This window comes from Terrimonas sp., assembly GCF_003075435.1.
GTDB lineage: Bacteria > Bacteroidota > Bacteroidia > Chitinophagales > Chitinophagaceae > Agriterribacter.
Genome location: NZ_QCZJ01000030.1, coordinates 21,083 through 42,391, shown reverse-complemented (window position 1 = coordinate 42,391; position 21,309 = coordinate 21,083). Strand labels below are relative to the sequence as shown.

General features: G+C 40.7%; 17 protein-coding genes. 7 read left to right on the top strand and 10 right to left on the bottom strand.

Going from position 1 to position 21,309, the window contains the following annotated elements; genetic code table 11:
• Positions 1 to 78 precede the first annotated feature (78 nt).
• The gene (locus DC498_RS26260) at positions 79 to 234 is read right to left on the bottom strand and encodes a hypothetical protein (RefSeq protein ID WP_165813934.1); all 156 of its coding nucleotides are present in this window, start codon (positions 232 to 234) and stop codon (positions 79 to 81) included.
• Positions 228 to 482 (bottom strand): hypothetical protein, encoded by a 255-nt coding sequence (locus tag DC498_RS22200; RefSeq protein ID WP_133176945.1) that lies wholly within the window; start codon positions 480 to 482, stop codon positions 228 to 230. The genes DC498_RS26260 and DC498_RS22200 overlap by 7 nt, the downstream gene beginning before the upstream one ends.
• Between DC498_RS22200 and DC498_RS22195 the strand changes: the two genes are divergently transcribed.
• The 3 genes from DC498_RS22195 (at position 481) to DC498_RS22185 (ending at position 4,924) form a co-directional block, all read left to right on the top strand.
• A complete protein-coding gene (locus DC498_RS22195) occupies positions 481 to 2,340 on the top strand; it encodes a tetratricopeptide repeat-containing sensor histidine kinase (RefSeq protein WP_165813933.1) in 1,860 nt (619 codons plus the stop codon). The two genes, DC498_RS22200 and DC498_RS22195, sit on opposite strands and share 2 nt — an antisense overlap.
• A 61-nt stretch (positions 2,341 to 2,401) precedes the next feature.
• Positions 2,402 to 3,016 carry a response regulator gene (locus DC498_RS22190; protein ID WP_116876355.1) on the top strand — a complete coding sequence of 205 codons (615 nt, stop codon included), beginning with the start codon at positions 2,402 to 2,404 and terminating at the stop codon, positions 3,014 to 3,016.
• A 102-nt stretch (positions 3,017 to 3,118) separates the two neighbouring features.
• Positions 3,119 to 4,924 carry an ELWxxDGT repeat protein gene (locus tag DC498_RS22185; RefSeq protein ID WP_116876354.1) on the top strand — a complete coding sequence of 602 codons (1,806 nt, stop codon included), beginning with the start codon at positions 3,119 to 3,121 and terminating at the stop codon, positions 4,922 to 4,924.
• A gap of 370 nt (positions 4,925 to 5,294) precedes the next feature.
• On the opposite strand, the gene DC498_RS22180 is transcribed toward DC498_RS22185, so the two are convergent.
• On the bottom strand, positions 5,295 to 6,305 hold the full coding sequence (locus DC498_RS22180; RefSeq protein ID WP_116876353.1) for a zinc-binding alcohol dehydrogenase family protein: 1,011 nt from the start codon (positions 6,303 to 6,305) through the stop codon (positions 5,295 to 5,297).
• Between the two features lie 376 nt (positions 6,306 to 6,681).
• Here DC498_RS22180 and DC498_RS22175 point away from each other — a divergent pair, with 376 nt between their 5' ends.
• The 4 genes from DC498_RS22175 (at position 6,682) to DC498_RS22160 (ending at position 11,472) form a co-directional block, all read left to right on the top strand.
• Positions 6,682 to 8,025: a Y-family DNA polymerase gene (locus tag DC498_RS22175; protein WP_116876352.1), complete on the top strand. Its 1,344-nt coding sequence runs from the start codon at positions 6,682 to 6,684 to the stop codon at positions 8,023 to 8,025.
• A 25-nt stretch (positions 8,026 to 8,050) separates the two neighbouring features.
• Complete coding sequence (locus tag DC498_RS22170) at positions 8,051 to 9,142, top strand: metallophosphoesterase (RefSeq protein ID WP_240628076.1); 1,092 nt, start codon at positions 8,051 to 8,053, stop codon at positions 9,140 to 9,142.
• Between the two features lie 222 nt (positions 9,143 to 9,364).
• Entirely contained in the window at positions 9,365 to 10,588 is a 1,224-nt protein-coding gene (locus DC498_RS22165; protein ID WP_116876351.1) for a PepSY-associated TM helix domain-containing protein, read from the top strand.
• A gap of 215 nt (positions 10,589 to 10,803) precedes the next feature.
• Entirely contained in the window at positions 10,804 to 11,472 is a 669-nt protein-coding gene (locus tag DC498_RS22160) for a 2-C-methyl-D-erythritol 4-phosphate cytidylyltransferase (protein ID WP_116876350.1), read from the top strand.
• Here the strand turns inward: DC498_RS22160 and DC498_RS22155 are convergent.
• From DC498_RS22155 to DC498_RS22125, 7 genes are all read right to left on the bottom strand, one after another.
• Positions 11,469 to 12,932 carry a hypothetical protein gene (locus DC498_RS22155; RefSeq protein ID WP_116876349.1) on the bottom strand — a complete coding sequence of 488 codons (1,464 nt, stop codon included), beginning with the start codon at positions 12,930 to 12,932 and terminating at the stop codon, positions 11,469 to 11,471. The genes DC498_RS22160 and DC498_RS22155 overlap by 4 nt on opposite strands.
• Positions 12,929 to 13,624: a glycosyltransferase family 2 protein gene (locus DC498_RS22150; RefSeq protein ID WP_116876348.1), complete on the bottom strand. Its 696-nt coding sequence runs from the start codon at positions 13,622 to 13,624 to the stop codon at positions 12,929 to 12,931. Before DC498_RS22150 ends, DC498_RS22155 begins: the two co-directional genes overlap by 4 nt.
• The gene (gene glf, locus DC498_RS22145; RefSeq protein WP_116876347.1) at positions 13,621 to 14,766 is read right to left on the bottom strand and encodes a UDP-galactopyranose mutase; all 1,146 of its coding nucleotides are present in this window, start codon (positions 14,764 to 14,766) and stop codon (positions 13,621 to 13,623) included. Before glf ends, DC498_RS22150 begins: the two co-directional genes overlap by 4 nt.
• 7 nt (positions 14,767 to 14,773) lie before the next feature.
• Positions 14,774 to 15,688: a hypothetical protein gene (locus DC498_RS22140; protein WP_116876346.1), complete on the bottom strand. Its 915-nt coding sequence runs from the start codon at positions 15,686 to 15,688 to the stop codon at positions 14,774 to 14,776.
• 12 nt (positions 15,689 to 15,700) lie between these two features.
• Positions 15,701 to 18,466, bottom strand: a complete 2,766-nt coding sequence (locus DC498_RS22135; protein ID WP_165813931.1) for a M1 family metallopeptidase — start codon at positions 18,464 to 18,466, stop codon at positions 15,701 to 15,703.
• Positions 18,467 to 18,731: 265 nt separating this feature from the next.
• Positions 18,732 to 20,150, bottom strand: a complete 1,419-nt coding sequence (locus DC498_RS22130) for a sugar transferase (RefSeq protein WP_116876344.1) — start codon at positions 20,148 to 20,150, stop codon at positions 18,732 to 18,734.
• 19 nt (positions 20,151 to 20,169) lie between these two features.
• A complete protein-coding gene (locus DC498_RS22125) occupies positions 20,170 to 21,147 on the bottom strand; it encodes a Gfo/Idh/MocA family protein (protein WP_116876343.1) in 978 nt (325 codons plus the stop codon).
• Positions 21,148 to 21,309 lie beyond the last annotated feature (162 nt).

The following is a 21,309-nucleotide window of genomic DNA, read 5'->3' as shown; positions in this document are numbered from 1 at the left end:
ATAACAATATATATTTAATGGAATAAGAGTAAATGCTTAGCGAATTTTACCGTTGCGCTGTATTATTAACAGCACTTATTAATTTGCGGTTAACCACAGTAATGTTTTCTCGGTATAAGGCTTGTCATGTAATTCATTAGCCTGTTGTCCGCAGGTGGCTGTGCTTTTGCCCCTATCGCAGCCACCGGTTAAACCAGGTAGCATCATCAGGGTTATGAAAATGATCTTTAACATACGTAGTACATTTCTGCGAACAAAATTAGTCTTACCATCTGCCTGCTAAACAGGATTTGTGCTGAACTGTAGAAAAGATGGGATGAAATGGAAGCTTCCTGCTGCTTTACGGAAGCAACCTGCCGCCCGGCAGCCTTTTTTGAAAATATCCTCATCCGCTGAAGGCATAACAGTAATGCATAATCGCTGATGGAGCTCCCTGCATATTGCACAAGCAAATGAAATGTATTATATTCAATCATGCGCATGCCATTCATCATTTTACTATTGCTGGTTGTCTCTTTCAGCAAAGGATCTGCGCAGCCACGTTTTAAAAACCCAAATGATTCGCTGCTGTTTGCGCAGGCAGATTCAGCTTTTGCGTCAGCTTCCCGCTATTCCGATTCAATGCTTGTGTTTACCAAAGCATTGCTGGCAAAAGCAACATCGTCTGCCGGTAATCTCTCCTTAGCTAATATTCACAATGCTATGGGCTGGGCGTATATGCACCGGGGTTTTCTTGATTCATCCATAAACAGCCTGCATACTGCATGGCAGTTTTTTGGTAAGGCCAACGATACGAATGGCATTATCAGGGCCTGCATCAATATTGCAGAAGTATATACCAAACAAAACAAAATTGCAAACGCCATTCAATATTTAACCCAGGCCGACTCGCTATGTACGGCAACCGGCAATATTCCTTATTATACCAATGTGCAGCGCCAGCTGGGTGTTGTGTACCGGGAAGCAAAAGATTATAAACAGGCTGCCGCTTACCTTAACCGGGCGTTGGCAGGGTTTCTGAAACTGCAGGATGATTTCCGCTATATCAGCACAGGCATCAGCCTCAGCATTCTCTACAGAAATTTACAATTGCCGGATAGCAGCCTGTATATTTTAGAGCAATGTAAAGCTGTTGATTCCCGGCAGCCGGCTTCACCTTACAGGTCTGCAATGATACAGGAGCACCTGGCGGAGAGTTATTATCAGAAGAAACAGTTCAGCAAAGCGCTGGAACATTTTTCTGATGCTTATGGCATTTTCAAAAAGATCAATAACAAAGGTGATGTTGCTTACGAAGCTTTGAATGTAGGCAAGGTGCTATGGCAACTGCAAAGACATACAGAGGCGGAAAAATACCTTACAGAAGCATACCGCGTAAGCGACACTCTTAAAATGCTGAACTATCAATATGATATAGCGCAGACGCTGGCAGATATGTATAGCCAGAACGGGCAGTGGCAGAAAGCTTACCAATACCGGAATACCGCTGCAACGCTGAGAGATTCTATTGATCTTTCAAACCAGATAAAACTTACCAATGAGCTTAAGGAAAAATTTGAAACAGAGAAAAAGGAAAATGAGATTGCGCTGCTCAAAACCCAAAACGAACTGACTGAAGCAGACAACAGGAAGAACAGGTTATTGCAATATCTTTTTAGCGTGCTGTTTGTTGCTTCTGTGGTAATAGGGTGGTTATTGCTTAACCGTGTGCGTATTAAAAGAAGATTGAATGAGCAATTGCTGCGCAACCAGATAGCAGGAGACCTGCACGATGATATAGGATCCGCGCTCTCCGTAATAGATATCAGCAGCCGTATAGCGCTTGCCAAAAGTGAGGAGCCGGCGGTGGTTACTGAACAACTACAGAAGATAAAGCAATACACGGCCCATACAATGGAGAGCATGAGTGATATAGTATGGTCGGTAAACCCGGATAATGATAACCTTGAAAGCGTGATGACGCGTGTGCGTGAGTTTGCCGCAGAAGTATGCGAGCCCCTGCATATACAAATGGAAATAAGCAGGGAAGAGGAGCTAGACAGTGTTTTGCTCAACGCTAATAAACGCAAACATGTTTTACTGCTGTGTAAAGAGATCATCAACAATGCTGTAAAATACAGCGGCTGCACTTTGCTGCAGGTAAACTGCAAAGTTGCAGATAGTAACATGATACAGATAACCATAAGCGATAACGGAAGCGGCTTTAACCCGGAAACGGTAAAAAAAGGAAATGGGTTAAATAATATGAGAACAAGAGCAGCAGCGCTGGGCGGCAGCCTTACTTTGAACTCCATCTTAGGCCAGGGCACTACAGCAGAGATTATGTTCCCGGTAAATTAGTTTATCATCACCCTAATTGGGGAGGTTGCTACGGATTTTTGACATTAACTTTACGATTTGTATGTCAATCACGATCCATATTTATGATGACAACGCGGCTCTGAGACAGAGCCTGGAGCAACTGCTTGACCTGTCGGGAGAGTTTATCATTACAGGCAGTTTTGATCAGTTTATTGCGCCGGCAGCTATGCCTGATATTATTTTGATGGATATTGACATGCCGGGTATTTCAGGTATTGACGCAGTAAAAAAAATCAGGTCGTTTAATAAAAAAGTACCCATCATTATGCTCACGGTATTTGATGACAACACGCATATACTGGAAGCCATTTGTGCAGGCGCATCGGGTTACCTGCTTAAAAAAAGCATATCAGAAAAACTTGTGCCTTCTATTAAAGAAATGATAGCAGAAGGCGCTACTTTAAGCCCTTCGGTAGCAAAGATGATCATTCAGTCGATGCAGAAAACCCCGGTTAAAGAGCAGTATCATTTCAGCAGCCGCGAAAAAGAAATACTTGAATGGCTTTGCAGGGGCAACAGTTATAAAATGATTGCCGCAGGGCTTAATATTTCATTTGAAACAGTACGCACCCATATCAAACATATTTACGAAAAGCTCCAGGTGCGTTCGGCTACAGAAGCTGTTAGTAAGGCTATTAATGAAAAGCTTATCTGAACAGGAAAGCCATCATTCATTTTTCACACCTGCATATATCCCCATTTTTAGGGTTGCGGCATAATACTTAATGCTCAAATTTTGTTGCTAAACCAATAATGTATGCTACAACAATTACGCCGCTGCTTTTTATTTGCTCTGCTTGCAATGTATAGCATTGTTGCATTATCGCAGGTTACTGCTACCATTGTAAAAGATATTCGCCCGGGTGGTGTGGGCAGCGAACCTAAGTTCCTTGCTGTATATAACAACGCAATCTACTTCAGCGCTGTTGATGGTGTACATGGCAGGGAGTTGTGGAAATCCGATGGAACTGAGGCCGGAACGGTAATGGTAAAGGATATCAGCCCCGGAAGTGCAGGGTCGGACCCGGAATGGCTGACTGTGAGCAATGGTGTTCTGTATTTTTCAGCGAATGATGGTGTAAATGGCGGTGAACTTTGGCGCAGCGATGGCACGGAGGCTGGAACGGCGATGGTAACCGATCTGACGCCCGGCAATAATACCTATCCGTTTCAATTAACCGATGTAAACGGGGTTCTTTTTTTTGCAATTTCAAATAGTAACCCCGTTGTAGCCAACCGCGGACTATGGAAAAGCGATGGTACTGCTGCAGGTACGGAAAAAGTGGCCGGTACTTATAATAATGCTGTGGGTTCAGGCTTTATTACACCTACTGAGCTGATCAATGCAAACGGCACATTATATTTCAGAGGGCAATGGCCAAGCCTTCCGTTCAGCTCTACCTTGTGGAAGAGTGATGGCACCGAGGCTGGCACAGTAATGGTGTCAACCAATGTATCACGATTTCCTTACGGTATTCAACCTGCCTATCTTGCTGCATTTAATAACGAAGTATATTTTGCTGCCGATATAGATACGGAAGGTGGTGGAGCTTTGTGGAAAAGCGATGGAACAGATGCAGGAACAGTAATGGTAAAAGATATGGATATCAACAGCACCGATGGGGGAGTACAGCATCTCGCAAATATCAGCAATACGCTGTATTTTTCAGGTTTCCCGGGAGCTTCTGCAAATAGTGAACTTTGGAAAAGCGATGGCACCACGGCTGCTACTATGTTTGTTAAAGATATTAATCCCGGATCGTCTGGTTCTAATTCTTCAAATTTTACAGCTCACGCCGGCATGGTTTATTTTGTTGCCAATACCGCCAATGATGGATATGAAATCTGGCGAACAGATGGAACAGAAACCGGAACTGTATTGATTGCTGACCTGTATCCGGAAGCCGGGAGTACATTTCCGAATGTTTCTATAGGCGGCAGCGTGCTTATCGCACTTAATGGTAACCTGTATTTTCGCGGCGTCCTGGACGATGGACTTGGAGAAGAGTTGTATAAGCTTTCTGAAACCATACTGCCTGTAGTGTGGGAAACAATGGATATTGATTGCAAAGAAAACCTGCCTCATCTTTATTGGAAGACAACTTCTGAAATAAATACCAGGGATTTTATTGTTCAATCGAGTGCCGATGCACTGAACTGGATAAACAAGGATACTATAGTCGCAGCCGGAAACAGCAGTGCATCTGTTGGATATGAGTACTTTGAGGATTATGCAAGCAGTAATCATACATATTACAGGATTATACAAAGAGACCTGGACGGCATCTTAACGTATTCAAAAGTATTAAGCGTTAACTGCGGAAAAACTGAAATGCGCCAGAACGTATTTCCCAATCCTGCCAACAATACCATTACATTAACCGGGGTTGACAGCAGGAATATAAACTACATCGAAATATTTGATATTACCGGGAGAGCGGTAATGCTTTTGCGGAATAAGAAAGCAACGATTGATATAAGTGCACTAAGTAAGGGAGTATATATAATAAAATTGGTGAATAAAGATGCAGGCATATTAAGCCGGAAATTTATAAAACAATAATGCCGGTGTAAAGTTGAAAGCTACTACCTCATGGAATAGCGGCTCTACCTGTCCCGGAGATAACAGTAGTGGTTTTACAGGTTTAGCGGCAGGCGGACGCAGCAGCCACCTGGGTATATTCGGGGAAAAGGAACTACGGCGGCTTTCTGGTCATCCACCAGGCAAGGGGAGTTTTTATTTTCCTGTATTTTATCGCTCAACTCCGCAATGTTCGGCTCTTTTAATACGGCGTCTCAAAGAGAAGGGCTTTCTGTTCGTTGTGTAAAGAATTGCGGGAAACTACGGAATATGGGGACAGGGGTTCCGAACCTTTTAAAGGTTCGGAACCCCGGGCAAAGTATGTTAAAATATTTGTCATCCTTCTGCTATCCTAAAGCTCAATCACCAGCTTTCCAATCGTAGTTCCGCTTTCCAGTTGCGCATGTGCTTTTTTAAGGTTATCTGCAGATAATCCATGGAGGGTTGTTGTTAATGTAGATCTCAGCTCACCGCGATCGAAAAGCGCTGATGCTTTATTGAGAATATTGTGTTGCTCAATCATATCTTCTGTTTGAAAAGTAGAACGTGTATACATCAGCTCCCAGCTAAAAGAAACACTTTTCCCTTTCAGTTTATTTAATGCTACCGGTGTGGCAGAACCTGTAATGGAAGTTATATGACCCTGTGGTTTAATGAGGTCGGTCATGGCATCCCAGTAAAAATTGGTATCAACACAATCAAAAATAAAATCTGCATATTGAAATCCTGCTTTGCGCACTTCATTTGCCAGGTCTCTATGATTCACTACTATATCAGCACCCTGCTGTTTGCACCATTCAATTGTTTCCGGGCGTGATGCGGTCGCGATCACTTTAAGCCCCGCAACTTTTTTTGCTATCTGAATGGCAATAGAACCTACACCGCCTGCTCCACCTATTATCAAAATACTCTTTCCTTTGTCTTTGTCATTTATGCGTATGCGGTCAAACAGCGCTTCCCATGCAGTTAAGGTTGTAAGTGGCATCGCTGCGGCTTCGGCATCAGTTAGTGTTACCGGTTTTTTTCCTGCTATTCTCTCATCTATTAATTGATATTCAGCATTGCTGCCGGGTCTATTGATATCACCGGCATAGTATACCTTATCGCCTTTTTTGAACAGGCTCACGTTATCACCCACCGCTACCACTATGCCACAGGCATCCCAACCAATAACTTTTGGCTTATCCAGCACTTTATCTTTAGCACTGTTCTGGCGTATTTTAAAATCAACGGGGTTTACCGAAATGGCTGATATTTTTACCAGCAGGTCTCTGTCTGTGGGCACAGGCATTTCAGTTTCAAAATCAATAAAACTGTCCGGGTTATTCAGAGAGAATGAGGTTTTAAATCCTACTGCTTTCATAATGCAATTATTTAATGCTGTGCTAAATCGCTCCGCGAATTTATTTTAAAATATGCAACGGTTGAATGCGGCGCCATATCATATATCAGCGTTCCAGTCAATCTTAACCGGGAATTGATTTGAACCAATAATAATATTTTTCGCTGATCGTTATATGCAAAATACACTTATGAGAAATATAGTTACCACCTGCAAACCCTATTTCGTTTCTTTTGTATGCGGTATTTTATTTGCCTGGGTTATGATCTTCCTCAGCAGGATAGTATAACCCGGATCAATGTTACCGCCGGATTTCCAGCCTTATAAAAGGCTTTTTCTTTTCTTCCTAAAACTAATTATTTTAGCTATTTTTAGCAAAAATTTGATTATTTACTAAATGGTTTTTCTGCCTGCTATAGCACCATACTGCGTGGAAAATGTAACCGCCATGGGAACAGGGCTTAAAGCTATTGTAGATTGCAACAGCTTTTACTGTTCCTGTGAAAGATTATTTAAACCTGAACTTAAAACAAAGCCTGTGGTGGTGCTCAGTAATAATGACGGCTGTATTGTTTCGCGCAGTGATGAAGCCAAACAGGCCGGCGTTGAGATGGCAATCCCTTATTTCCAGGCAAAGGATTTAATAGCAAAACATGATATTGCTGTTTTCTCCTCCAACTACACCTTATACGGCGACCTGAGCTGGCGGGTAATGGAAACCCTGCGCATGCTTGCAGGAAAAGATAATGTGGAAGTATATTCTGTTGACGAAGCCTTTGTTAACCTGCCCGATATGACGCAGGAAGCTGCGGCAAACTATGGTTTATATATACGGGAGATTGTTGAGCAATGGACGGGCATATCAGTGTCTGTAGGCATAGCGCCAACCAAAACACTGGCAAAGGCTGCCAATTATCTTGCCAAGAAAAATAAGCAGTTGACCCGCTGTGTAACAGCCATGGTTACGCCGGAAGAACAGCGTATTGCTTTACGATCTATGCGGGTAAATAATATATGGGGTGTTGGAAGATCGTATGCAGACAAGCTGATCAACATGGGCATAACAAGCGCCTGGGAGCTGAGAAATATGTCTGAACAATGGGCTAACAAACAATTAGGGGGAGTAGTGGGAGCAAGACTTGTTAAGGAATTAAGAGGAGAATCCTGCATAGACATGCAGGAGCAACTGGATACAAAAAAAATGATCGCCACCACACGCATGTTCGGTTTCCCGGTTAACGACATACTTTCCATAAAAGAAGCTATTGCCACCTATGCTTCACTTGCGGCGCAAAAGTTGCGCAGGCAGCGCTGTTCTGCACGGACCATCAGTATATTTATTGTACCTAAAGAAGAAGATCGTGCGGTTGACTTTCATCACGGCCCCATTATCAGCACAAGAACTACTTTACCAACCGCCACATCTGTTACCAACGAACTGATAAAGCCGGCGGTGCAACTGGTTGAAAAAATTTATGAAGAAGGGAGGTTTTATAAAAAGGCCGGCGTAATGCTGAGTGGTTTAGAAGATGATAAATGTATACAGGGTAATTTATTTGTTCCTGAATCAAAAAATAAAGGAAGGTTTTTGATGGATATGATGGATAACATCAATTTCAGCATGCGGGGCGACATACTGAAGTTTGCTGCATCGGGTACTAAGAGAGACTGGAAAATGCGACAGGAGTTGCGCAGTCCGAGATTTACAACAAGATGGGAAGAAATGTTTGAGGTCAGGTAAAATTTGTAGTATTGCCTTTTTTAAAATGGGCATACGTAAACTTTTACAACGCATACTCACAAAACCGGTGCTTAAGCTGGCTAATAAGTATTCTTCTAAACCCGATAAACAGCGGGTGCATGAGGCGCTATCTAAACTTTACCAACATATACAAAAGAAGCCTGGCAAAAAAGGACTGATCATCAATATTGAAAGGGCTCATCAAAAGATCATTATCTTTTCAGACCTGCATAAAGGCAATAAAAAACGTTCTGATGATTTTGCGCCTGCCGAACAGAATTACCTTGCTGCGCTTGATTATTATAACAGGGAAGGCTACTCGCTGATTATGTTAGGCGACAGCGAGGAGTTATGGAAATTCAATTTGTTTACTGTTCAAAAACATAATCATCCCTCATTTGACGCTGAAAAAAAATTTTTAAACCGCAATGCACTGATTAAAGTATTTGGTAATCACGATATTTTTTGGAACAATGACCCTTTTGCAGGCGCACAGCTTTTGGCTACCTATGGCCAAAAAGTGAAAATTTATGAAGGTGTGTTGTTGCAGCACAGGAAAGAAAGGAAATCTATTGACATACTTTTAACCCACGGCCACCAGGGCGATGGGCAAAGTGACGGTAATAAATTCAGCGCCTGGTTTGTTGCAAAGGTCTGGGCCCCGCTGCAATCATATCTTGAGCTCAATATCAATACACCGGCTTTTAACGATATACTTAAAACCGAACATAACCAGTTTATGTACGAATGGAGCTCGCAGCAGGAGAATCTGCTGTTGGTTACCGGTCATACCCATCAGCCTGTTTTTGAATCAATGACACATCTTGAACGCCTGTATAAGCTTTTACTGATTGCCCGTCAGCAGAATGATACCCGGGCTATAGCCAAACTGCAGGAAGAAATTGCTTTCCGCCGGCAGGAATACGATCATGTGTCTGAAGACTATCTTCACCTTAAGCCAACTTATTTTAATACCGGCTGCTGTTGTTTCAGCGATGGGGATATCACCGGTATTGAAATAGATAATGGAGCGATACGGTTGATCAAATGGAAGAAAGAGGATTCAGGTTCAAAAAGAAGTGTATTAGAAAAAGCCTCCATAACTACATTGCTGTAAGATGTAGGCAGCTGTTAGAAATCAGTTTTGGGGAATAGCACACTGAATACACCGATGACACTGATTACCACGGATTCATTCCGTGAATATCCCGCTATATCCATGTTCCATTCTCTGTTGCGGATATGGTTTCATACGAAAGCCGGCATCAGTTTCCGCATTTCGTAAATCACCCTGTTTTTTATCACATATCTTGCAAGTTCCACTGAATTAAGTGCAGCTATGTTTAATAAAAAAGCAGACCAGTCTGGCAAAAACAAAAAGACTAATGGCAAATCTGCCGTTAAACTCATTACGGGATGGTTGCATTTATGGCTGGGGCTAAGTTCCGGCGTCATAGTATTGTTTCTTGGCATTACGGGTTGCATACTTGCATTTGAGCAGGAGATACGAAGTATAACGGAACCTTATCTTTACGTACAGGAACAGGGCACTCCATATTTGCCTCCTTCTCAATTAAAGGCAGTAGCAGAAAAATATTTCGATGGTAAAAAAGCCGCGGGTATAGAATATCCGGCAAGCAATAAATCAGCAGTAGTATCTTATTGGGATGAAGAAGAAAATTATAAAATAGTGTATGTAAATCCCTATACTGCTGAAGTGCTGAAAGCAAAAAATATGCGGAAGGATTTTTTCAGGATAATATTGGACGGGCATTTTTATCTCTGGCTTCCACCGCAGATAGGCCAGCCTATAGTTGCCTCCGCTACTTTGATTTTTGTAATAATGATGATCACCGGCCTGATACTCTGGTGGCCTAAAAATAAAGCGGCGCGTAAGCAACGGTTTTCTGTTAAATTCAATGCAAAATGGAGAAGAGTAAATTATGATCTGCATAATGTGCTTGGGTTCTATATGACATGGGTTTGTATTTTTATTGCGCTTACCGGTCTTGTATGGGGGTTTGAATGGTTTGCGAAATCAGTATATTTTGTAACGTCTGCAGGTAAAACATTGCCTCCGCATGAGCACCCGGTATCTGATACCACTGCCATTGCATCATTAAAAGCAAATCCGGGCGACTATGTATATACATTAATGTCTGATAAAGCAAAACCCGGGGAAAGCTTTGGCGTATACTACCCTGCTACACACACCGATGCTATTGAGGGTTTTGTAAATCACCGCCCCGGCACCTATTATAATGCGGATTATTATCATTACGATCAGTATACACTGGAGGAATTGCCTGCAACAGGCGTATATGCCGGTAGTTTTAAAGAGGCGGGTTTAGCCGACAAAATAGCCCGCATGAATTATGATATACATGTTGGAGCGGTGCTGGGCATAACAGGTAAGGTATTGGCATTCCTGGGTTCGCTTATATGTGCCAGTCTGCCGGTGACAGGCTTTTTGGTTTGGCGGGGAAGAAGAAAGAAAAAACCGAAAATGGTTCCGGAAAAAAGACCGGTGCCGGACAATGGCGCAATAGGGCTGCCGGCTTGATAATTTGATCCCGCAACTGCGGGATGAAAATGAAAGGGTATGTGAGAATGTGGAAATAGCTGAATCATAAACACGAAGACTCCAAAGTTGCATAGAGATTGTATTCAGTAACTACTCTCTTAAAAACGAGGGCTGTGAGTAGGCGTCCTTCCCTTTTGGAAGACGGCAGATGGTCTTCTTTCACTACTTATAATTAATTTGCCGCAAAAACAACCATGAAGAAATATGCTGTGCTGGTAGCAGGTGGTAGCGGTACAAGAATGGGCTGTACTGTGCCCAAGCAATTCCTGGTACTTGCAGGAAAGCCTGTATTGCTTCACAGCATTGAGAAATTTCTCGAGGCTTTTTTTGATATTGAGATTATCCTGGTTATTCATCCTTCATTTATTGAGCAGGCGAAAGCGCTTATTAAATCATTGCCTGCTGCTTCAAAAATATCCGTCATTCCCGGCGGTGAAACGCGTTTTCATTCCGTAAAAAATGGATTAAAACAGGTAAAAGAAGGAGCGGTTGTGTTTGTACATGATGCCGTAAGGTGCCTGGTATCTGAATCGCTTATTCATTGCTGTTACGAGCAGGCTTTAAGCAAGGGAAGCGCCATACCGGCAATATCAATAACCGATAGTGTACGCATGATTGATGGCGATACAACGAAGGTAATTGACCGCAATTTGCTGAAAGCCATTCAAACGCCGCAAACATTTCGCAGTGAAATTATATTGCCTGCGTTTGAACAGGAATATAATAATGCTTTTACTGATGAAGCCACTGTAGTGGAAGCCGCAGGACAAGAAGTCTTTCTTATTGAAGGGGAGAAAGAAAATATTAAGATCACCGTTCCGGCGGATTTAATCATAGCGGAACACCTGGTCAACAAAGGTTAGTCTTTACGCTTCCATAAAATACTGTTCTTGGTCTGTATGCCTGGTAACTCAATCTTTTCATAATGAGCGATCAGAAAGTGTTTCCACTCATTATATATTTCCGGGTCCTTGAAAATAATATCTCCGTCAGAGCTATCAAGAATATATTTTGTTTTATGAAGCTGTAATTCATTTATGATGGATCTAAAAATACTCCGGTCTGCATCCCATTTATCAAACCATACCCAGAAAAAATGATATATCCATTTTGAAGGTGCTAAAATGCTGAATTCATTATACAGGTAATCATTATTAGAGTTAAATGCAACATATAAATCATAGTCTTTTAATTGTTGCTTCTGCAGATATTGATACGCTGCTGATGGTTTATAAAAGGCCTCTTTCTCATTCAAAAGGTTGGTTGCATATTGAAACATGCTCAGCAGAGGCATTATAAAAACCATTGCGCTAAAAATAAGCTGAGGTTTTTTTTCGTTCAGTCTTAATCCTTCATTATCATTAAACAGCGCAAATAATACAATTGGAATTGAGGTAGACAAGGGTAAGAAATAATATGACACATTTAACCCATCAACCATTTTGCCTGACACAAGGGCTGCTGTAAACGAAGCGATCAGCATAATGATGCAGGTTAACAGTAAAATTCTTTTCCGGCTATAATATACAAGGGTAAACGCGGCAGTGACAAAACTCATATAGAAAGGCATTTCATAGGCAGTATCATGCAGCCTGTTGCGTATAGCTTTAAGATTCGTGAAAACCGGGTAGTGCTTATTATACCATTGAAAATTAAAAAGAAAAGCATCCTTCCAAAAGTAATTCAGGGATTGGTTATAAGCAAAGTAGCCCAAAATTATTACGGAAATCAGCATGAATCCACCGGTGAACATAAGGGCTTGTTTGACAAGCCTTTTTTCGGGTAAGCTAATTAAAAAAGTATATAGGATAAAAGGAATTGCTATTAAAACCTGGTCCTGCTGCATAAAAAATATCAGTGCCGTCAGCAGACCCATCCATAAAAACCGTTTTTCATTTTTGCCCAGTATAATGCAAAAAAGAAAAAGAAGGAAGATGGCAGTATATTCTCTGGTCATTCCTATGCCAACGGAAACAGCATGATTACGCAATAACAGATTGAAAAGAACAGGCAAAATCCAGGGAATCCGTACCTTATATTGAATACATCTGTGAAGAAAAAAAAGGGATGCAGACAATACAAGTAAGCTATCAATGATCCATAATCCCCATGTGCCCATCAGGAGTCCGAAGTAGTTCAACACATATATCAGTGGCGGCTTGTGATCAAAAAAATCCCTGTAAGGAACTCCTCCTTTGAGCATAACCAGCCCTGTATATTTGAATATTTCTTTATCATCAAAAAAAATTTCGAATAAGGGGCAATGCAGAAAACTCAACAATATACTTGCAACAATAACTATGAAAATATTTTGCCTGTTCATAACTTCAAACGAAAATTCACCATTTGGTAGAAAGATTTAACAGCTCCTTTCAGCATATATTTGTTTAAGCCGCTTCTCTTAGACGGTATGTCTGAACGTGGAATAGGAGCTACATATATTTTCCCTTTTTTTACAAGAAAAAAAATGCTCATCATTAAGTTTGGCGCAAAACTTTTTGACGGAATAGCCGCGATAGCCTTTTCCAAAACGGAAGCCCTTATTAAGCGATATGGGCAATTTACATCTTTAAGTGAAGTGCCGCATACTATTAAAACGGAAAAGCGTGCAACAGCGCTGACGATTTTTCTAAAGACACTTTCGTTTTTGTACATACGTTCACCAATTAATAAATCGTAATCTTTCCGGTTGTTCCAAAATTTTGCAAAAGTTTTGGCGCTATACTGATGGTCTCCGTCAACCTGGAATACCCATTCTGATTGCAGCGCTTTTTTATAACCACGCATGATAGCCGGCCCGTGTCCTGTATTGTTTTGTTCTATTACCAGAATATTCTTATTCGAGGAGGCAAACTCATTTAAAATAACGGCCGTATTATCTTTCGAGCCATCATTTATGCAAATGAGGGTATAAGTAATATGTAATGCATTAAAAGCATCAACCCAATCATGTATCAGCATTGGAATAAATGCTTCTTCATTATAAACCGGTATTACTACGCTCAATTCGCTCATTGGTTGCGTTTGGCTTCTTTTATTCTTGTTTCAAATAAATTCAAGGCATTACTTATCGTTTTATCCATATCATAATATTTGTATTCTCCAAGTCGTCCGCAGATAAATAAATTTTTAAAACCGGCCGCATATTCTTTATACTGTCTGAGCTTTTTAATATTTTCCTCTGTCAGGATGGGGTAGTAGGGATTGGCTCCATTATCAGGCAGAGAATATTCTTCAAAAACGACAGTTTTATCTGTATTGTATTTTCTCTCCGGGTGGAGATGAACAGGTTCGTGAATTCGTGTATAAGGAATTCCTTCTTCAGGATAGTTAATAACTGCATTCCCCTGATAATCTTTTACAGGAAAAACTTTTCGTTCAAAATGCAATGTTCTCCAGGAAAGTGTCCCGAATTTATAATCAAAGTAGCGATCAATAGGACCACTGTATATAATTGTAACGTCTTTATCAAATGTATCTTTTATAGAAAAAAAATCTGTATTTAAAAGCACAGATATATTTGGATGACCAAGCAGGTTGTTAAATATGTGAGTATATCCATTCAGCGGAATGCCCTGCCATTCATCAAAATAATAATTCTCATTATAGTTTTTGCGAACCGGCAGCCTGGAGAAAATCTCTGCCGGTAATGCTTTAGGATCTATTTGCCATTGTTTAACAGTATATCCTCTTACAAACGCTTCATATAATTCCCGTCCAATAGAGCTTATCGCTTTTTCTTCAAAGTTTACAGGATTGCTTTTCTCGCCTTTTGTAATCTTTTCCAAAAATGCATCAACTTCAAAAGGCTTTAAATTAAGATTATAATAGCTGTTAATTGTTTCGAGATTAATAGGTAACTGGTATATTTTATTTTTATAACAGCTAAGTACCTGGTGCCGGTATGTATTAAAAGAAGAAAACCGGTTTATATACTGCCATACTTTCTCCTCGCCTGTATGGAAAATATGGGTTCCGTAAGTGTGATATTCTATGCCGGTTTCCTCATCAATGGCTGAATGACAATTTCCTCCGATGTGATCCCTTTTTTCTATTACTAAAACCTTTTGCTGAAGCTGAGAGGCTATCCTTTCTGCAATTACAGCACCAAATAACCCGCTTCCAACAACGATATATGAAAAGTCTTTATGGTTCATGAAACGGTTATTTTTTTAAGTATTTCAAAAACACAGGCAGCCTGTTTTGCTGCAAATGAAGATACGTTATTGACTCAGCTCCAAACTGCCCGTTAAAAAAGGCAATGCCCTCAATATCCGATCCTTCAAAGCGGAATGTTTTTCCCGAAGTGCAATGATCTTTAATAGCAGCATCCGTTAAAAAATAAAATGCGCCTGCATCCTTACCTTTGGCAGTGCTGCCACCCAGTAAGGAGTACACGAAGCTTTTATCTTTCAGTACAATGTAAAAAGCCACGACTTCACCATCCGGAAATGTAGCGATATATGTTTCGGCCATTCCTTTATGCATCGCAGTTTCACAGCAATTGATTAATGCGATATAGTCATCCTGTGTATTCCTGTGTTGCCGATAATACTCATTTTTATAAAGTTCAACAATTATTTTGGGAGAAACGGATTGCTTAAGCATTATACCATTTTCTGTTGCTTTGGATAGCTTTCGTTTTGCAAGACGGCTATACGATTTTTGTACGTCATGGTACTTGCCGCTAAGGTGGAGTAACTGATTAATGCGGGTATAAGTAGTAACAGATTTGTTTTCCAAAACATTCTGCTCATTCATGTCTATATCCCAATACCTGAATTTTGCGGGTATCGCATCAAGAAAGTCGTCTGCTTTTACTTTTATGCCCGGTTTATGAAATACGCCCAGCATTGCAGTGCAAAACGGTTGATACAAATAGTATATGCCGTACTTTTTGCGCCAGGTTAAAGGCATCACTGCATCATAATCGTTTAATACCAACGCATGCCAGCCGGGAGAAATATTATCTAACCACCATGTGTAACCGTAAACAAGGCTATTGTCTGCGTTGGATATGCAACTATTCCATTTCGCTTTATCTATTGCTGCATGTTGTATATACCTGATTTTACTCATTAATACGCAATATTAAAATGGAATAGCGGGATAAAATTTTTTAAAACTGATATGCTGTATATCTATACTAAATGATATTCGTTGCCAGAAATTGTTTCCCGGGTAAGAACGAAAGTAATCGCGGTATACCTTACTATAGATTACCGGCACATATATATTCACGATATCTTTTAACAGCGAAACCTGCAAGCCTGCATCAAACAGCAAACGCGAAGCATCGCTTGTTTTCCAGGCATCGCTGTAAGTGCCGAGGTCAGCAAATATCTTCACAGGAAACTTTGGATGTATTGCAGCGGTAAAGTTCAATGCGCCCAGCCAGTCATCTGTTTTGCCCATTTTGTCGCTCAGCAAATCCGTTCTAACTTTAAAGCCTCCGTCTCTCATCATTACCTGCTGAGAGAAAAAACCTTCAAATTCATTCCTGCCCAAAAAATAATTGCTGTAGGTATAATCTTCATAACCTTTTGGTGTGCTCATGTTCAGGTGATATGCATCTGCAGCAAAGCGTTTGCTGTTTGTTTTATCACCCAGGTAAAAAAACCTGCCTGCAAACCATCTCATGTTCAGCCCGCCCTTATTGGGAAAGTTGAAAAAGTAATTTCCCGTATATGCAATGCGTCCAAAATCTTTCGTCATATCAAGCTGCAACTCCCATTTGTAGGGATACAATGCCCGGCTGTTTTCCGTAACATATCTTAGCTGCCCTATCGTGGTTGTTTTGCCGGATAAGGCATATGTATTTTTCATGCCAATGGAATCCCAGGAAAAGTTTAATTCATCCCGGTTGATATAATGCAGCTTAAACTGTATGTATCTTTTTGCCAGGCTGCGTGCATTGTTATTACGGAAAACCAATCTTACCTGGGGGGTAATTTTTTTAAACCCCAGGTGAGTGGTCTTGCCTGCAGAATCAGTATACGCGTCTTCCGAAAATTTAGCGCCGCTTATGCCGGCTTCGATCTTTTCAAATATATTGTTATTGGTATACCAGCTATATGTTGCACGGCCTATACCGTTTAATTTTTTACTGCCTGTTGCATATAATGGCACAGCGGCAAATTGAAAATTTCTGAAGGGAATCGTGTAATTATGTATAATGCCACCAATCATAAATTTATCATACTGGTTAAAGCCAACTGCAGGTGTAAGACTGATATAATTATATTGTTTTTCCGCATCCGGCTTACCCAAAAATGTTAGCTTAAATTTTCTTTTTTGCCCCGGCGCTACACTACCCTTTGCATCAAGCAGGTTAAACATACTATCGGTTGCGATATTGGTATATTGAGTTACTATATTTCTAAAATCTCCAGGATAGGGGTGTTTGAATTTCCATTGCTCATAATATGCTTTCATCAACGCGTCAAATTGCGCTGTGCCTGTTTTCGATTCAAGCAACTTTATCCAGGCGGCAGTTTTATAGTAAACCGACAGCCCGTAATTCAGGTAGCTATACTCAGGAGCAGAAAGCCCGACGGGCTGATCTTTATTGGCGGAAACCATTGTTTCAAAAGCGAGCTTCACCAAATGCTGCGAAGAGAATTTTTTAGCAGAAGCATTATTAAACCTGTAATCGTAAAAGGTATTCATTCCTTCATCCATCCAGGGGTGATCTCTTTCATTGCTTGCTAAAATTCCGTAAAACCAGTTATGGCCAACCTCATGCGATATTACTTCCTGCAGCTGATCTTTTGTTTTTACAGCAATGGCAGCAACCGCAGGATATTCCATGCCGCCAATATTCCTGCTTTCTGTTTCTACTATTGATACATTGGTATAAGGATATTCACCAACAGCGCCTGAATAATTCCGGACAGCTTTCTTTATTTCTGAGAGGCTGTTGCCCCAAAGCGCTTTTGATTTAGCTGTGTAAAAAGCATATACATCTATCACTTTTCCTGAAGATAATGTGCAGGTGTCGTAGTCCACCACAAAGCGTTTATCTGCAAACCATGCAAAATCAACTACGCTATCCTGCTTGTAATGCAATGTTTTGTTTTCAGCAGCCGATGCAGGGAATAATTCACGAATTATTTTATAACTGCCTTTTTTTATTTTCTTCCTGTATTTTGTTTCTTTCCATGAAAATGCGGCTCTTGATCTCAGCCATTCTTTTTCTTTATCATCCTGCAATACACCTGTGGCAGCAACTGCATAATTTGCGGGCAGTGTAATCATTACATCGTAATTTCCAAACTCATTGTAAAATTCACCCTGGTCAAGATAAGGCATAGGATGCCATCCCTTACTATCATATACCGCCGGCCTGGGATACCATTGTGCAATTTGGTAAGATTGACCTATATGCCCGCTTCTTGAAAAATTATAAGGCAGCTTAACATGAAAAGGGGTTGTAATGAGTATACTTTCACCCGGAGGCAGGGGAGCAGGTAATACCAGCTTTATAATATCAATATCATTAGGGTGATCCTGTATTTCCGCATGTATATCATTTACCCTGAAATCGAGTTGATTGATATATCCCCGTTCTTCCTGTTTTGAAAAATAAAAAGTAGTGTTGCCGTTTTCCAGTAACTGTTCGCTGAAAGCAGTCTTGTCGTTTTTATAAGCATTTGGCCATACATGAAACCAGATATAGGTTAACGTGTCCGGCGATTGATTGCTGTAGTTTATTTTAATAAATCCATCAAGGGTATGATCAGCATCGTTGAGCGTAACCGTAATGTTATAATCAACCTTTTGCTGCCAGTAATTATTTTGTCCAAAAGATTGAACAAATAAAAATGAAAGTAACAATATGGAGCATATATTTTTCAATAGAAATGATTTGTATTTGGCGCATTTCAAATTTTCGCATACAGGTGCTACTGCTACAGCAGACCCCTTGTGCCTCGGGGTGACAAGGGTGCAATGCCGAACTATGTTACTATTGCCAGGCATTTGTATCAATGCTGAACAACGCACCGCTGCTGTCATGCCGTCCCAACCGAAGGTCGGGAGAAGCATCTGCATATGATTGCCCAATTCGCGAAAACCAGAAATGCACTCTTTGTATTTGATATATCACAGACATTTAAAAAACTTATTTTCCTTTTCCTTTCAAAATTATTCTTAACGTATGCAGCATGATATTAAAATCAAGCGCTAAAGAAATATTTTCAATATATATCAGATCATATTGCATACGCTGCACCATCTGGTCTACATTCTCGGCATATCCAAACTTTATCATGCCCATGCTTGTAATGCCCGGCTTTACTTTAAGCAAATATTTAAAATACGGCGTTTGCTCATTAATCCTGTCGATATAAAATTTTCTTTCAGGTCTTGGGCCAACAAGGCTCATCTCATCTTTTAATACATTCCAGAACTGCGGTAGTTCATCAATACGCCATTTGCGCATGATCTTTCCCCAGGGTGTTATCCTTGTATCGCCATGTGATGAAAGTGCCGGCCCGTTTTTTTCCGCATCAGCAAACATTGAACGGAATTTATACATACGAAACGGTTTTCCCTTATAACCTATTCTTTCCTGCGCGTAAAATATGGTGCCCGGCGAGGAAAGCTTTACGCGGATAGCGGTATATATTAATAAGGGCGATAAAATGATAAGCGCGAAGACAGCGCCCGTAATATCAATCAGTCGTTTTAAATGCTGTTGCCATTCAGGAATCAATCCTTTTCTGATATCAATCAATGGAGCATCGAGTATATTGGTTGTTCTTACGGCTCCTGCCAGTATATCCAGTTGGCTCGGCGCAACTTTTATATCAATATCTTTTTCGCTGATGCGGTTAATAATGTCCGTTATCTCTGTTTGAGAAACAGATTCCATGGCTACAATTACGGTGTCGGTTTTATTTGCTTCAAGAATATTTTCCAACTTATCTACGGTGCCCAAAAAGGTCATGTGCTTGTTAAGCCCGTTTTTAGAAATGCTTTTGTCAATAAAGCCTGAAAATTTATAGCCAAGTAAATGCTGGTTCTTTTTTATGTCCTGGAATACTTTAAGGGCTGTTGCATTATTACCAATGATAATAGTATCAAACCATACTTTTTCCCTGATGAGCTGCTTTCTTGCACGGTTTAAAATAATATTTCTTCCTGTCCATATCAGTGCAAAATGGCTAAGAAAGAGCGTAACAAACGCTTTGGAATAGTAGGGATAATTTACCTGCTTATCATCCAGCACCAGCATAAAGAATAATATAAGTGAGCCCAGCAGGGTGCATAGCAAGGTAACTGTAAATTCAGCTGTTCTGGATCTTACATACAGCGACCTGTGGTAACTTCCTGCCATTAAAAACAATATTAACCACCCGATTGGAATGATAAAAATGCTTAAAAGAAAGGTATTATTATTAGATAATTCGGGAACAATGTTCATGGAAATGCCGGAAAGTTTTTTCCGGATGAAGAACGCGATCACCCATGCCGCGGCAGCAGCAGTATAATCGCTGATAACATACCACGCTATTGGTATTTTATGTTGGTTCTTCATTTAACAGGGAACTGGTTTATTACCTCACCACGTAATTGGCCGACTGAATTTTCTGCAATATCTGGTGCGCAATATCCATTGCCAGTAATCCGTCAACTTCAGAAACAGGTGTAGGGGTATTGTTTTTAATTGCCAGGGCGAATGCTTCCAGCTCAAGCAGGATAGCATTTGCATCAGGCACAACCGGGTTTGCTATGGCTATTTCTTTTGTGCCCGAAGGCGTTTCAATGTCAAAAGTAAAAGCGTCTTTATCGTTCTCGTCCTTCAGTTTGATGATCTCTGTTTTCTTATCCAGGAAATCTATACCGATATATGCATCTTTCTGAAATAAACGCATCTTCCTCATTTTCTTCATTGATATTCTTGAAGAGGTAAGATTTGCCACACAGCCATTATTAAATTCGATGCGCACGTTCGCCATATCCGGTGTTTCCGTCATAACCACCACACCGCTTGCCGATATATTTTTCACGCCGCTTTTTACAATGCTCAGCACGATATCTATATCATGTATCATTAAATCCAGTATCACGCTCACTTCAGTGCCCCGCGGATTAAACTGTGCAAGCCTGTGCACTTCAATAAACATTGGAGCAAGGCTATATCCTTTAAGCGCAAGGAAAGCAGGGTTAAACCGTTCCACGTGCCCCACCTGCATTTTAATGTTTGCCTCTTTAGCCAGTTTCACAATACGATGCGCCTGTTCCATGGTATCAGCAAGCGGTTTTTCTACAAAAACATGCCTGCTTTTTTTGATTGCTTTTTCGCATAAATCGTAATGAAAGTTGGTAGGCGCAATAATATCAACGGCGTCTGAAGCGTCAATCAGGTCGTCTGCCGTTTCAAACCGCTTCAGTCCATATTGTGCGGTTACAGCTTTAGCTGTTTCATCATTAGGGTCAAAAAAGCCAACCAGTTCCGCGTCTTTTATTTTCAGCCAGTTATTAATATGGAATTTGCCGAGATGCCCTGCACCCAGGATACCAACTTTAAGCATGCGTAACAATTTAATAGTCAAAGATAATATATGCTGCCTTGTTAATAAGTACTTATAAAGCGGGTTTGAAAATCCGCCTTAAATCTTTTAAAAAAACTTTTTGAAGGGAACCCAAAAATCCTATCTTTGCCGTCCCAAAAACGAAGCAGCAATGCGGAGTTG

What these genes read in the sequence shown, in the direction of transcription:
- DC498_RS26260 (WP_165813934.1), bottom strand. Translation starts at nt 234, where the DNA reads ATGTTAAAGATCATTTTCATAACCCTGATGATGCTACCTGGTTTAACC.
- DC498_RS22195 (WP_165813933.1), top strand. Translation starts at nt 481, where the DNA reads ATGCCATTCATCATTTTACTATTGCTGGTTGTCTCTTTCAGCAAAGGA.
- DC498_RS22200 (WP_133176945.1), bottom strand. Translation starts at nt 482, where the DNA reads ATGCGCATGATTGAATATAATACATTTCATTTGCTTGTGCAATATGCA.
- DC498_RS22190 (WP_116876355.1), top strand. Translation starts at nt 2,402, where the DNA reads ATGTCAATCACGATCCATATTTATGATGACAACGCGGCTCTGAGACAG.
- DC498_RS22185 (WP_116876354.1), top strand. Translation starts at nt 3,119, where the DNA reads ATGCTACAACAATTACGCCGCTGCTTTTTATTTGCTCTGCTTGCAATG.
- DC498_RS22180 (WP_116876353.1), bottom strand. Translation starts at nt 6,305, where the DNA reads ATGAAAGCAGTAGGATTTAAAACCTCATTCTCTCTGAATAACCCGGAC.
- DC498_RS22175 (WP_116876352.1), top strand. Translation starts at nt 6,682, where the DNA reads ATGGTTTTTCTGCCTGCTATAGCACCATACTGCGTGGAAAATGTAACC.
- DC498_RS22170 (WP_240628076.1), top strand. Translation starts at nt 8,051, where the DNA reads ATGGGCATACGTAAACTTTTACAACGCATACTCACAAAACCGGTGCTT.
- DC498_RS22165 (WP_116876351.1), top strand. Translation starts at nt 9,365, where the DNA reads ATGTTTAATAAAAAAGCAGACCAGTCTGGCAAAAACAAAAAGACTAAT.
- DC498_RS22160 (WP_116876350.1), top strand. Translation starts at nt 10,804, where the DNA reads ATGAAGAAATATGCTGTGCTGGTAGCAGGTGGTAGCGGTACAAGAATG.
- DC498_RS22155 (WP_116876349.1), bottom strand. Translation starts at nt 12,932, where the DNA reads ATGAACAGGCAAAATATTTTCATAGTTATTGTTGCAAGTATATTGTTG.
- DC498_RS22150 (WP_116876348.1), bottom strand. Translation starts at nt 13,624, where the DNA reads ATGAGCGAATTGAGCGTAGTAATACCGGTTTATAATGAAGAAGCATTT.
- glf (WP_116876347.1), bottom strand. Translation starts at nt 14,766, where the DNA reads ATGAACCATAAAGACTTTTCATATATCGTTGTTGGAAGCGGGTTATTT.
- DC498_RS22140 (WP_116876346.1), bottom strand. Translation starts at nt 15,688, where the DNA reads ATGAGTAAAATCAGGTATATACAACATGCAGCAATAGATAAAGCGAAA.
- DC498_RS22130 (WP_116876344.1), bottom strand. Translation starts at nt 20,150, where the DNA reads ATGAAGAACCAACATAAAATACCAATAGCGTGGTATGTTATCAGCGAT.
- DC498_RS22125 (WP_116876343.1), bottom strand. Translation starts at nt 21,147, where the DNA reads ATGCTTAAAGTTGGTATCCTGGGTGCAGGGCATCTCGGCAAATTCCAT.